Raw genomic sequence first — 13038 nt, 5'->3', positions numbered from 1 at the left:
CTACATGAAAGCGATTTTATTAGGACTGAGCTTATTTCCGTTGGCGGTATTAGCGGGTGAAAAAATAGATAAGCAAATAGACGTACCAAGTGGCGGCACTATTTTTATTGAAAACCAACGCGGTGATATACATATTACAGGCTGGGATAAAAACGAATTTAAAGTATCTGGCGAGCTTGATGACAAAGCCGAGGGTTATGAGCTTAAAACAAATGGTGATAAAACTCAGTTTATTGTAAAAATGCCACGTAAATCAAATTGGAGTAATAATGGCGATGGCTCAAGCCTAACCATATTTATGCCTAAAAGCAGTAGTTTAGAGTTTGCTGGCGTTAATGTATCGGTGACTGCAAAAGAGCTAAAAAATGGCGCTGAAGTTGACGTGGTTAATGGCGAAATTACGGTAGATGATATTACTGGCAACATTAAGCTCACCACCGTAAATGGTGATGTAAATGCAGAAAACCTAAGTGGTAATATTCAATTTGAAACCGTAAATGGCGAAATTAACGATAGAGAATCAAGTGGTGAACTACGTTTTAGCGCTGTTAATGGCGATATTAAATCAACCTCAAGCGCCAATGATGTGCGCCTTGAAAATGTAAATGGCGATATAGATTTTACGCTATCGTCAATTAAAAACTTACGTATTAACACGGTGAATGGCGAAGCCGAAGTACATATTAAAGAGCTTTTAAAAGGCGGTGATGTACGTTTTGAATCGGTAAGTGGCGATGGTGATTTTTACTTTCCTGACAGCGTATCTGCAAATTTTGAAATTAAAGCGCACGCTAATGGCAAAATCATTAATAAAGTTACTGGCGATAAAGTCAGTAAAGCTAAATACGGCCCAGCCAGTGATTTAGAATTTAGCATTAATGGCGGTAATGCTAATGTTGAAATGGATACAATTAGCGGGCGCATAGAGCTTCGTATTAAATAACGCTCATTCACCTTCACGATTACAAAAAGCAGGAAAAGATTTCCTGCTTTTCTATTTGCACAGCCCCTTCAAGTCGATAGAATAGAGCCATTCAATTTTACTACTGTGAAGTTATGGCCAAACCAGATAAGCAAGTCGATACACTTAAAGTTCCTCCCCATTCAATAGAAGCTGAACAATCTGTTTTAGGTGGCTTAATGCTTGATAACCAAGCTTTTGACCGCGTAGCGGAGCTTGTTGTATCACAGGATTTTTATACCCGCACGCACAAGTTAATTTTTGAGGCGATGACGGCACTTGCTGAGATTGGCGATCCGATAGATTTAATCACTATTTCTGAAAGTTTAGAAAAAAATAATAAACTGGCAGGAATTGGTGGCTTTGCTTATTTAGCAGAAATAGCTAAAAACACGCCAAGTGCTGCTAACATTGACGCTTACGCAAGTATTGTACGCGAACGTGCTGTTGTACGTGAAATGATTGGCGTAGCGAACGAAATTGCAGAAGCCGGCTTTAACACCGAAGGGCGTACTAGTCACGACTTACTCGATTTTGCCGAAAGCAAAGTGTTTAAAATAGCTGAGCAACGAACAAAAAATAATGAAGGCCCGCAAAGCATTCATAGCATCCTTGAAAAAACCGTTGATAAAATAGAAGAGCTTTATCAATCACCACAAGATGGTGTTACGGGTGTAAGTACAGGTTATGCCGATCTTGATAAAATGACGACGGGCTTACAGCCTTCTGACTTAATTATTGTTGCAGCGCGTCCATCTATGGGTAAAACCACTTTTGCGATGAACCTTGCAGAACATGCTGCAATGACTCAAGACAAACCAGTATTAATTTACTCTCTAGAGATGCCTTCAGAACAAATTATGATGAGGATGTTAGCGTCTCTTGGCCGTATTAACCAAACTAAGGTACGTACTGGTCAATTAGATGATGACGATTGGGCACGACTTTCATCAACAATGGGCTTATTGATGGAAAAAGGTAAAATGTACGTTGATGATGCATCGGGCTTAACACCTACCGATGTGCGTTCACGTGCAAGGCGTATAGCCCGTGACCACGGTGGCATTAGTATGATCATGGTCGATTACTTGCAGTTAATGCGTGTACCAAGCCTTGCTGATAACCGAACGCTAGAAATTGCTGAAATTTCACGTTCACTTAAAGCACTAGCAAAAGAGCTAAAATGTCCGGTTGTTGCGCTTTCGCAGCTAAACCGTACGCTAGAGCAACGTGCAGATAAACGTCCTATTAACTCAGATTTACGTGAGTCAGGGTCGATAGAGCAAGATGCCGATTTAATCATGTTTATTTACCGTGATGAAGTTTATAACGAAGACAGTACTGACAAAGGTATTGCCGAAATTATCATAGGTAAACAACGTAACGGCCCAATTGGTAAAGTGCGTTTAACATTCCAAGGTCAATTTTCTCGCTTTGATAATTACGCGGGACCAGCGGTAGATGACGATTACTAATGCGCCTAGCCACTGCTGAAATTAATTTAGCTGCACTTGCGCATAATTTAGCGCAAGTTAAGTGCTTTGCACCTAACAGCAAAGTAATGGCGGTGCTAAAAGCAAATGCTTACGGGCATGGTTTAGTAACGATTGCGCAGCATTTAAATAATGCTGACGCATTTGCTGTGGCGCGAATAGATGAAGGGCTTGCCCTTCGAGCTGGGGGCTTAACAAAGCCAATAGTTTTACTAGAAGGCTTTTTTAACAAAGCCGACTTACCTATTTTACTCGCTAATAACTTTCAAACTATTATTCATGACGAATACCAATTAGCCGCGCTTGAAAAAGCAAAGCTCGATGCGCCAATAACATGCTGGTTAAAAGTAAATACAGGTATGCATCGACTAGGTATTGCGCCAGAGCAGTTTGAAGAGTTTTATAACCGCTTACAAAAAACACCTAACGCCAAAAATACCGTTAATTTAATGACCCATTTTTCGTGTGCTGATGATGTTGATAATGCCAAAACGGTTCAACAAATCACGTTATTTGATAACTTAGTGAATGGCATTGACCAAGCACATTGTTTATCAAATTCTGCTGGTATTATTGCATGGCCGAGCGGTCATGGTGATTGGGTGCGCCCTGGGCTTATGCTATATGGCGTATCGCCAATGGCAAATAGTATTGGGCAACAACATAAATTAAAACCAGTTATGCGCTTAACTACGCGCGTAATTGCAGTGCGTAATGTACCAGCTAATGAGGCGGTAGGGTATGGCGGACGTTGGAAAAGCGATAAACCAACCAAGTTAGCTGTTGTGGCTATGGGTTATGGCGATGGTTATCCTCGGCACGCTAAAGAGGGCACACCAGTAATAATTGGTAAGCAGCGTTATGGTATTGTTGGCAGTGTTGCTATGGATATGATTAGCGTAGATATAGGCGCTAATGAGCACAATATTAAAGTGGGCGACAGAGTCACTATGTGGGGCCCTGAGCTACCAGTTGAAGAAATAGCATTATGCGCTGATACTATCCCTTACGAGCTATTATGTAATATTACACCGCGCGTAAGTTATGAGTATCAGCGTTAATACAGCTATAAAGCGGTATTTACTCTTTTATAAAGTAAACGTCGCTAAAGCCCATACGGGCAAATTCTTGGTCGCGAAAGTTACGAACAGAAGCAGACCCTTTTGAGGTCATTTCTATTTGCTGTACCATGCTTAAGTAATTAGTCAGATCAATACCTTCGGCGGCAGCAATTGCTTGATACATGTCGTGGTATTTATCTTTAGCGAAATTAATCTCGCGCGGTTCGTTTTTATATTTGTAGGTTATTCTACGTGCCATTTTAAGCTCATTTCAATTGAGTGTTGCAGCGATTTTACACTGTATTTAATAACGGCTCTAGCATTGAATGACTTGTTGTAATCGGTAATTAAAATAAAGAGTCAAAAATGAAATTATCAGTAGAGATCAGTAAATACCCACTTCACCAAGATTATATCCCGTTTATTCAGGGCTTTATTGACAGATTAAACGAATACGATGATTTAAAAGTGATTACTAACACGTTATCAACGCAAATTTTTGGTGATTACGATTTAGTAATGCAGGTGTTAAATACCGAAATTAAACGTTCATATGAAGAATTTGGTAAAGCTATTTTTGTATGTAAGTTTCTCTCTGGCGACTTATCGCCTGAATAACCTATAATACCAACCTGCATAAATATTTGATCAATTTAACGAATTAAATTGCACTATAACGTCATTAAAAATTTTTTATTTAGAACAACTAGATACAAAAATTTTTGCCTAGTTCTAGCGTAATTTTCTTAACGTTAAATAGACCCCGTATATAAGCAGATTGGTATAACAATCGGCACAACTAAACGGTAATTGCATAATATGGACTTTTTAACACAAACCTTAAGTGGTTTTACAGCAATGTCGCATTGGGAGTATATTGCGGTAGGGTTGTCGATGGCTTATTTATTATTAGCAATAAAAGAAAGCTTATGGTGTTGGCCTGCGGCATTTTTTAGCACGCTCATTTATACAATAATGTACTGGAATGGCGCATTACTTATGGAGTCGTTACTTAATTTTTATTATATGTATATGGCTGTATTTGGCTGGGTTGTATGGCGTAAAGGCAAAGCTGCAAATTTAAATATTACATCGTGGTCGATAAACCGTCATGCTGTTTTAATTAGTTTAACAACCGTAGCTGCAATTGTTATTGGCTATGTTATGCAAAACTATACGCATGCCGACTTTGCTTACCTTGATAGTTTTACAACGTGTTTTGCTGTAGTAACGACTTACTTAGTTGCTAAAAAAGTCCTTGAAAACTGGCTGTACTGGATTGTAATCGATGCAGCTTCTATGTACTTATATTACGAAAAAGGCTATTACCCAACGCTAGCACTCTTTATATTTTATACCATTATGGCAGCGTGGGGCTTTAAAACCTGGTACGAAGAGTACGAACAAAGCCAAGCTAAGCCTCTAGCACAGCTTTAATCAATGATTGAGCATACCCAGTTAGTAAAAATGTGTAGTGCGTTTATAGAGCCTACAAGCATTGTTTCAAGCGAGCGATTACTTAATGGCTTTAGTAACGATAATTTTTTAATACGTACCGAGCAACAAGGGTATTTGTTAAAGTGTTATAAAAGCCATTGGCCAAGTGACAGCCTTGAAGCGCAGCGCTTTTTAAGTGACTTTAATATATGCCCTGCGCCTATTTGGCTTGATAAAGAAAACGGTCGTGCGGTATTTAATTATATTGAAGGCAAGAGCGCGCAATCGGATATAACGCTTTGCTTTATTAATAAACTTGCTCAAGTGCACAATTACAAAGTGTCTACCGCGCCAATGGATATAGCTAAAGAGCTTCATTTTTATCAAAGCACCCACGTATATACGCAATACAAACCTCAAATAGAGAAGGCACTCAAAGCCGTTGCAGCTATGTCATTTAATGGAGGCTTTTGTCATAACGACTTAGTAAAAGATAACATTATTGTAAATGCTTCAGGCATGTATTTAATTGACTTTGAATATGCACAAACTAACGATGTGTATTTTGATTTGTCAGCCCTTGCAGTGAGCTTTAATCTTAATGAGAGCAGTGAAAGTGCATTGTTAAATAACTATAAAAATAGTATCGATAAAACAAAAACGTTTAATCCTTCAATGGATAAGCTGAATTATTATAAGCTGTTTTTTTTAGTGTTATGTATTGGCTGGTATGAAGAGCGCAGCATAACTAGTAAATCTGTAATGTTACGCGCGCAGCTAACTAAACTCGTTAATAATACTTTTTGTAGATGTTAAAGACCACCAAAGCGCTCGGCGAGCTCTTTGTATTTTGTTACTTCGGCTGTATCAAATTGTGGTTCACCATTTTCATCTTCTGATTTAGCAATTAATAAACTTTCTCTAGAGAGACGTTTTACACGCTCTACTTTTACACCTAAAAATTCAGCAACTTGCTCAGTAGACATTAAACTCATCATTATTTCCTCGTATTAAATCCATCCGCACAGCGACAATCATAGTTTCAATGTTACTAAACCGTTACTGTTTCCTATTCAATAAGAATAAATAGCGTGTTTTTAAGCCATTGTGAAGTGTTTTATTTAAAAGAGTTTAATTAATAAGCATATAAGCTGATGTTACTGGTATTTATTTAAAGATCTCTTTATCATTGCTGATGCTAAAGCACTGATATCGCGAGTTGGTGTGGCGGCAACAAATGTGCTCTCGTGGTGAAATGGATATCACGTGGCCCTCCGGAGGCTAAGTTGTAGGTTCGATCCCTACCGAGAGCGCCATTTGCTTTTACATCTACTAATATTCCCCTCTATATTATCTAGCTTTTCATTAATTACTTTTGTATTTAAAAATGTATTACTGCATAAATTTTGAAATTTTATTGTAAGAACAGCTTTCTAGTTATTTATACAATGCAAAATTGCATTATTCAAAATGTTATCTAACGTTATGTATGCATATACGACGAAATTATAAATGAGGAAAACCGATTCAATGTTAAATAGTCAGTTAGAAATACTCGCTCAAGGACATGCTTATCTTGAAAGTGTAACTAAAGAGGATTATTCGCAAATCGTTGCTCCTAATTTCATTAGTTCAGTTGGGTCACATATGCGCCACATTATCGATCATTACCAATCTTTAATGACGGGCTTTGGTATAAATAATATTGATTACGATAGTCGCCTACGCGGCAGTAATATTGAAAGTAACCCCTGTGAAGCTATAAAAAAAATTGCCGAGATAGCATCGTGGATTGAACAGCTAAGTCCAGATGATTTTAATAAACCGCTGTTACTTTCAAGCGAAGTATCAATTAAAAGTAAAAATGTACAAACTGTAACAACCTCATTAGCACGAGAGCTTATATTTGTAGGAAGCCATGCAGTACATCACTATGCGATGATTTCACAAATTACCTTTGCACAAAAAGCATCATTCGACCAGAACTTTGGGTTAGCACCAAGTACAGCCACTTTTTTGAGAGAAAAAAGCCAACAAAGCCAATTAAAATCACTGCAAAGTTAATATGTGCACTTTAAGTTACTTTCTAACTGATGATGGCTACGAGTTGTTTTTTAATCGTGATGAACAAAAAACGCGAGAAATGGCAATCGCCCCGAGTAAGCACACAGATAACGCAATTTACCCTATCGATCCGCAAGGGGGTGGTACTTGGCTTGGTGTATCGCATTGGGGGCAAACATTAGCTTTATTAAACGATTATCAAAGTGCATTTGATATAACTGCCGTAAAGCACAGCAGAGGCCTCTTAATCCCGCATTTACTAAGCAATAATACCCCTGCATTGTCTCAATTAAAAAATATGGATTTATCGGGTTACGCGCCTTTTAAATTGTGTATTTTTCCGGATAAATTATCGCTAAATAATGGGCACATCGCTTTTGTTCGGTGGGACACAAAAAAATTAATCGATTGCCAAGTTGAATCGCTTGCAACGTCGTCTGGCGTTGAGCTAGAAACAGTTACACAAAAGCGTAAACAACAATTTAAGCAATTTATTGACTTAAGATATCCTGCAAGTGAGCAGTTTTTAGCATTTCATTACAGCAAAGCTGATCAAGGCCAATATGCTGTAAATATGCAAAGAGAAGATGCAATGACAGTCAGTATTAGTCATATTAAAGTTGGTAACACTATACGCTTTAATTATTTTGATAAGCAGTCTCAGCTCATTAGCAGCATTAGTTGTTTAAAAGTGGCTGCAGCTTAACTAAATATTTTTATAGCTGTTACATAACTAAAAAAGTCGACGCAATTAATTGCGTCGACTTTTTTGTTGCTCTATTTTCATCTGCAGTATTAATACAGCAGGTGAAAATTATGAGTGATTTATATAATCATCTTTTTTATCACCAAGGTAGAGCTTAAGTAGCTTTTCAGGCGCACTTGGTAGGTGCACACTTAAAAGTAATCCTGGGGTGTGATTAAAGTTACTGTCAATTCCCATACAATGAAATTGAGCGCCTAGCTTATGATATTGCTTTAATAAAATTGGTATGTCTTTTTTGTCTTCTTCTATTCCCATAACCAATGTTGATACATGATCTATGTTTAACGTGTGATCACTAATGAAGTCTTCAAACTCTGGATGAATTTTATTATTAAAAGGCGTATTGGCGCTAACACCTTGTTTATTATTAACCATTGCATGGTCAATAATTGCGACAGAACGAGGGTCGTAAAGCTTACTTAATGAAACAGTGCCATATAAAGTCCTATAACGTGGGTTTTGCGCCATAAACGCACCGATCCCTTTAAATAGCAGTAATAAGCCATGGTAACTGCCTTGATGTTTTTGAACTATAAACGAGCGACCCATTTCCAAGCACGGCTGTTGTTGATTAATAAAAGAGGGTTCAAAATTAAACATTTGCGATAAATAAAGGGCGCTCACGTCGCTATTTTTTTGTAATAAATCAGTTTGTCCAATTCGATAAGCTCCAATGATCTCTTCATTTTTATGATCAAAAATAAATAAATGCATGTAGGTTGCGTCAAACTTATCGGTATCACATGGCTCGCCGCTTCCTTCGTTTAATGTACGAAAGGTTATTTCTCTAAGGCGTGTTATTTCAGCAACACAATTAGGTATTTGATCTTGATAACCGTAATAAACGGAGTAACTTTTAAAGTCTAATAAGTGCTGCTCGCTTGGTAAGCTAGCAAGTTCACTCGTCATTTTTGTTTTATCAACATCCTGCATAATCGCTTTTAGTTGCATTGACTGGGCATCGTCTTGCCAAGGTGTTACAAAGCGTTCATCGTTTAAATAGCAAAGCAGGCGTGCAATATCGTTAATGTCGTCAGTTTTCTCAAATTTATTTAATAACTTGGGTGTAAGTAAATTACCAGCACCTAAATTAATGGACCTTTTTTGAATTTTAAGTAATTCACGTATTAGCATTAATAATCTAAATCGGTAGTAAATACGTCCCAAATTGTAAAACATAGGGCTATTTTGACCACTAATAAACACAGGTAATAAAGGGGCTTGTGTTTTTAAGGCTAGTTGAGCCGCTAAGCGATTCCATTGACCGTCGGTTACACGTTGTTTTTTTGATTGAAAAAACGAAACCCTGCCAGCAGGAAAAACCACAAGTAGGCCATCATTTTTAACATGACTAAAACACTGTTTAATTGCGCTGGTATTAATGGCTGCTTTTGGTTTTAGTGGATTAGCAAAAATAAAATAATCTTTAATTTCTGTAAATATTTTTAAACCAACGTTAGCCATTACTTTAGTATCGCTACGATAATGGGTGAGTAATTTGGCAATTATTACGCCCTCAATCATGCCATAAGGATGGTTACATACTACTATGCAAGGGCCTTGCTTAGGTATTTTGTTAATAACACTTTGTGCGCCAAGTACATTAATACCCAATACATTTAAAAGCTTTTCACTAAACTCCTGCTTATCTAAACCCGATAAATTATTAGAGAGGTATATATCACGCAGTTTATTTATACCTAATAAGCTATCGAGCAGTGGAGCGGCTGCTTTTAATATATGACCCAAAGGCGAGGCTGTGTTTATTGCAGCCACACTTAGGTTTGATACGGGGTGGTTTAGTTTTGTCATATATTAGTACTCTTAAGAATTTAAAGCAGTTGTTATTAAGTGCTGTGTATATTGAGACCGAGGCAAAACAATATTATGTTCAAGAAAGGTTAATAAAGTTCGCTTTTTTATAATGATTAGATAAATTTTATAGCTAAATCACCTGCTTTTTAGTGATAAGCAATTTAGTGTAGTTGAGATGAAAGCGTTTAATTATTAAAAAGTAAAATAATCAGAATTACAATGCAGCTCAAATAGGGCTGTAAATAATGCTTTTAGTTATATATAACTACTTACAACTCAAAAACTAGACTTTTAGGCTTAATTAATGCTATTTAAGGTACATATTCCTTAATAGAAAAATCCCGCCTTTATGCTAATTACTTTGCCCGTATCTGAGCTTACTCCTGGTATGTATGTTGATAGCGTTACTAAGCAACATGAAGGGATCAATAGCATAAAAATTAAGACCAGTGGCTTAGTGCGCGATAGATCTATTATTAAGCGTTTAGTCTCTGAAGGGGTGCTTGAGCTGCTTATAGATTTTGCTAAAGGTGATGCCCCAGTTCCTGCCAAATATAAGCCTCAAAGCAAACCTAAAACATCTAATAGCCAGCAAAAAGCCGAAAAAACACCTATAGCAATCTCAATTGAACAAGAATTTGCTAAAGCGAGTGTCAATTACGATCAGCATGGCCGAAAGCTACAGTCGTTATACGGTGACTTAACATCTGGCCTGAGTGTTAATATAAAAGTGCTTGATGAAATAGCCAGCGAAATAGTCAGCTCAGTTTTTCGTAACGCCAACGCCATGACTATTCTTACTCGTATAAAAGATAAACACAGCTATAACTGGCGGCATATGATCAACTGCGCCATTTTTACCGCTGTATTTACTAAATACTTAGGGTACAAAATGGCTGTTGTGCAAGAGCTTGCCATGGGCGCGTTACTTCATGATTTAGGCCAAGCTAAATTACCGCAGGGTATATTTTCAAAGCCAACTAAGGTTACTAATAATGAGCTCTTAGCGATTAAAAAGCATGTAGCTCAAGGTTTGGGTTTAGTTAAAGGCGAGAAGGGTATAACACCCCTTATGCTTGATATGATAGTGAATCATCATGAGCGCTTAGATGGCTCTGGTTATCCGCGAGGCCTACAGGCAGAGAAGTTAAGTCGTCCAGCGCGTATAATGGCAATTGTAGATGTGTACGATGCAATGACTGCCGATAGAATGCATCAAGATGGTGATGAACCAATCAACGCATTGCGGTACTTATTAGCCAATAAGCAATTGTTTGATGGTGAGTTAGTACAGCGTTTTATAAAGTGTTTAGGGGTTCATCCGGTAGGAACTATTGTAAAATTAACGAATGAACGTTTAGCCTTAGTGCTTGAAGGGAACGTATTAAATCCTATTAAACCTAAAATTAAGCTATTTTATAATGCTAAGCACAATCATCATGTTACACCGAAAGACATCGATTTAAGTGAGCACACCCAAGAGCTTAAAATACTATCAAGTGTTAAGCCCTTAGATTATCAGATTAATTTGTCTCGCCTGCTAAAAGAGCATTTGTTGAACTAGTTTTACTGCATTGCCTTTTTTTAGTTTGTTTTGCAGAAATAAACGCACCCAAAAAGCAATTTCCCATCAGTGTTAACCATAACAAAGTGCCTAGCTCTACGTGCAATGCAAAACAACACAGCGCTAAAGAGATCAACGCATTTAACATTGCCCCTAACCAATAATGGTTTACGGGGTTATCGCATTGTCCTGCTTGGGTACATGCGCAGTAGTTTGCTTTGTAAAAGCAAAACACACTCGCCCCACAAAATATTAGCCCTGTAATAATAAATAAAATGATCACAGTTTTACTTCCATTGCGATTTTATAATGAGTGTAAGTTGCTACTAATTTTAAGTCAATCTAAATGATAATTAATTACATTTAGAGTGTTTACTCTAATACCACACTTCTCATCCGATGAGTTTTAAATAGTTGTTAAAATGTCGTTAAAAAACATGTTTTTTACTGTCTTTTGACGTATTCATAGAGTTTTTTACAAAAAATTAAGGTAGTGTAATCACGTTTTAAATCCTAATAACAACACACATAGTACCCAGACAGTCAGTTTGGTTAAGGACTCAACAATGAAATTTTCTAAAACCCTTATTGCAGCTTCGCTTGCATTTGTTTCAGCTGATAGCTTTGCAGCTGCGTTTCAATTATCAGAGCAAAATGCATCGGGTTTAGGCCGCGCATACGCTGGTGAAGCTTCTATCGCAGACGACGCGTCTGTAGTTGCACGTAACCCTGCACTAATGACTTTATTTAAAGAAAAGCAACTAAGTGTTGCTGCTATTGGCGTAATCCCAGATGTAAGCTTAGAAGGTGAAGGCGCGCCAACTGGTATTGATCAATCTTCATTAGATGACGATAGCATTGCACCAAGTGCAGTGGTACCAGCAGCTTACTTTACTATGCCTTACAACGATAAAGTATCGCTTGGTTTTGGTGCATTTTCTAACTTTGGTTTATCAACAGACTTTGACGATGACTACTCAGCAGGACAGATTGCTGGTAAAACAGAAATCTTCACCGTTAACTTAAATGCAAGCGTTGCTTATAAAGTTACTGAAAAGTTTAGCTATGGTATTGGCTTAAACGTAATTTACGCTGATGCAACTATTGTGCGTCATGCTGGCTCTGGTTTACCATTTGCTTCAAGCACTGAAGTTGTGAACTTGGAAGGTGATGATACAGGTTACGCTTTAAATGTTGGTTTAATGTATCAGCTAGATGATAACAGCCGTTTTGGTTTTAATTATCGTACAGAAACAGATATTACATTCGAAGGTGATTACTCGAATCAAATACCAACAGCTTTTGGTGGATTAAATGGAACTGAATTACCTGGTTCTGTTGAAATAACACTTCCTGCAATAGCTGAATTTTCAGGTTCTCATCAGTTAGATGAAAAACTTGGTCTTCATTACAGTATTTTATGGACAGGTTGGAGTAGCTTTGATTCATTAGAAGCACAAGTTACAGCTCCAACTGGCGATAAATTTAGCGCATTTAATAAAGATGAAAGCTTCTCTGATTCATACCGTTTCGCTGTTGGTTCAGATTACCAATATAACGAAGATTTATTACTTCGTGCTGGTGTAGCATTTGATCAGTCTCCAGTATCACAAGATCACCTGTCGATCTCTATCCCAGATACAGATCGTTTTTGGTTCTCATTCGGTGGTAACTACACAATTGATCAAAGCTCTAACGTTGATCTTGGTGTAAGTATTATCCGTGGTAAAACTCAGAACTTTGAAGAAGATGGATTTGAGTTTGAGTCAGAAGGTAATGCAGTACTTATTGGCGCTCAGTACAACTACAAGTTTTAATGTAGAAGTGTCTTGTGGTTAATCACAGGGCACAAAAAAGCCGCTCACTTTAATTAAAGT

At 37.5% G+C, this 13038-nt stretch carries 14 protein-coding genes and 1 tRNA gene; 11 read left to right on the top strand and 4 right to left on the bottom strand.

Annotated features, from left to right (window positions below; all coding sequences use genetic code 11):
* Positions 1-4 precede the first annotated feature (4 nt).
* The 3 genes from I6F48_RS08475 to alr all read left to right on the top strand — a co-directional run bounded on the left by I6F48_RS08475 (position 5) and on the right by alr (position 3515).
* Positions 5-943, top strand: coding sequence for a DUF4097 family beta strand repeat-containing protein (locus tag I6F48_RS08475; RefSeq protein WP_101216066.1), 939 nt, complete (start codon positions 5-7; stop codon positions 941-943).
* A 113-nt stretch (positions 944-1056) separates the two neighbouring features.
* A complete protein-coding gene (gene dnaB / locus I6F48_RS08470) occupies positions 1057-2436 on the top strand; it encodes a replicative DNA helicase (RefSeq protein WP_007587308.1) in 1380 nt (459 codons plus the stop codon).
* Positions 2436-3515 carry an alanine racemase gene (gene alr, locus I6F48_RS08465; protein WP_007587306.1) on the top strand — a complete coding sequence of 360 codons (1080 nt, stop codon included), beginning with the start codon at positions 2436-2438 and terminating at the stop codon, positions 3513-3515. The genes dnaB and alr overlap by 1 nt, the downstream gene beginning before the upstream one ends.
* A 19-nt stretch (positions 3516-3534) precedes the next feature.
* Here the strand turns inward: alr and I6F48_RS08460 are convergent, their stop codons facing one another.
* A complete protein-coding gene (locus I6F48_RS08460) occupies positions 3535-3774 on the bottom strand; it encodes a DUF2960 domain-containing protein (RefSeq protein ID WP_007587305.1) in 240 nt (79 codons plus the stop codon).
* Positions 3775-3881: 107 nt separating this feature from the next.
* Here I6F48_RS08460 and I6F48_RS08455 point away from each other — a divergent pair, with 107 nt between their 5' ends.
* The 3 genes from I6F48_RS08455 to I6F48_RS08445 all read left to right on the top strand — a co-directional run bounded on the left by I6F48_RS08455 (position 3882) and on the right by I6F48_RS08445 (position 5768).
* Entirely contained in the window at positions 3882-4133 is a 252-nt protein-coding gene (locus I6F48_RS08455; RefSeq protein WP_007587304.1) for a hypothetical protein, read from the top strand.
* Positions 4134-4334: 201 nt separating this feature from the next.
* Positions 4335-4952 (top strand): nicotinamide riboside transporter PnuC, encoded by a 618-nt coding sequence (pnuC, locus tag I6F48_RS08450; protein ID WP_007587303.1) that lies wholly within the window; start codon positions 4335-4337, stop codon positions 4950-4952.
* Between the two features lie 3 nt (positions 4953-4955).
* Positions 4956-5768, top strand: a complete 813-nt coding sequence (locus I6F48_RS08445) for a phosphotransferase (protein WP_165727260.1) — start codon at positions 4956-4958, stop codon at positions 5766-5768.
* Here I6F48_RS08445 and I6F48_RS08440 read toward each other — a convergent pair.
* Positions 5765-5947 (bottom strand): hypothetical protein, encoded by a 183-nt coding sequence (locus tag I6F48_RS08440; RefSeq protein ID WP_007587299.1) that lies wholly within the window; start codon positions 5945-5947, stop codon positions 5765-5767. The genes I6F48_RS08445 and I6F48_RS08440 overlap by 4 nt on opposite strands.
* 246 nt (positions 5948-6193) lie before the next feature.
* Here I6F48_RS08440 and I6F48_RS08435 point away from each other — a divergent pair.
* The 3 genes from I6F48_RS08435 (at position 6194) to I6F48_RS08425 (ending at position 7722) form a co-directional block, all read left to right on the top strand.
* Positions 6194-6268 (top strand) — tRNA-Arg (locus I6F48_RS08435).
* Between the two features lie 214 nt (positions 6269-6482).
* The gene (locus tag I6F48_RS08430) at positions 6483-7016 is read left to right on the top strand and encodes a DinB family protein (protein WP_165727261.1); all 534 of its coding nucleotides are present in this window, start codon (positions 6483-6485) and stop codon (positions 7014-7016) included.
* Between the two features lies 1 nt (position 7017).
* On the top strand, positions 7018-7722 hold the full coding sequence (locus I6F48_RS08425; RefSeq protein ID WP_197119240.1) for an NRDE family protein: 705 nt from the start codon (positions 7018-7020) through the stop codon (positions 7720-7722).
* Between the two features lie 108 nt (positions 7723-7830).
* Here I6F48_RS08425 and I6F48_RS08420 read toward each other — a convergent pair whose 3' ends face one another.
* Positions 7831-9594: a lysophospholipid acyltransferase family protein gene (locus I6F48_RS08420; protein ID WP_165727263.1), complete on the bottom strand. Its 1764-nt coding sequence runs from the start codon at positions 9592-9594 to the stop codon at positions 7831-7833.
* A 352-nt stretch (positions 9595-9946) separates the two neighbouring features.
* Between I6F48_RS08420 and I6F48_RS08415 the strand changes: the two genes are divergently transcribed.
* A complete protein-coding gene (locus I6F48_RS08415) occupies positions 9947-11161 on the top strand; it encodes an HD-GYP domain-containing protein (RefSeq protein ID WP_197119239.1) in 1215 nt (404 codons plus the stop codon).
* Here I6F48_RS08415 and I6F48_RS21315 read toward each other — a convergent pair.
* Complete coding sequence (locus tag I6F48_RS21315) at positions 11121-11444, bottom strand: hypothetical protein (RefSeq protein ID WP_024592106.1); 324 nt, start codon at positions 11442-11444, stop codon at positions 11121-11123. The genes I6F48_RS08415 and I6F48_RS21315 overlap by 41 nt on opposite strands.
* Positions 11445-11727: 283 nt before the next feature.
* Here I6F48_RS21315 and I6F48_RS08410 point away from each other — a divergent pair, with 283 nt between their 5' ends.
* The gene (locus tag I6F48_RS08410; RefSeq protein ID WP_024592249.1) at positions 11728-12978 is read left to right on the top strand and encodes an outer membrane protein transport protein; all 1251 of its coding nucleotides are present in this window, start codon (positions 11728-11730) and stop codon (positions 12976-12978) included.
* Positions 12979-13038: the final 60 nt, after the last annotated feature.

Source organism: Pseudoalteromonas sp. SWYJ118 (assembly GCF_015864505.1).
Classification (GTDB): Bacteria; Pseudomonadota; Gammaproteobacteria; order Enterobacterales; family Alteromonadaceae; genus Pseudoalteromonas; species Pseudoalteromonas arctica.
Note: the sequence above shows the minus strand (reverse complement) of the source record. Positions and strands in the feature narration are given on the sequence as shown.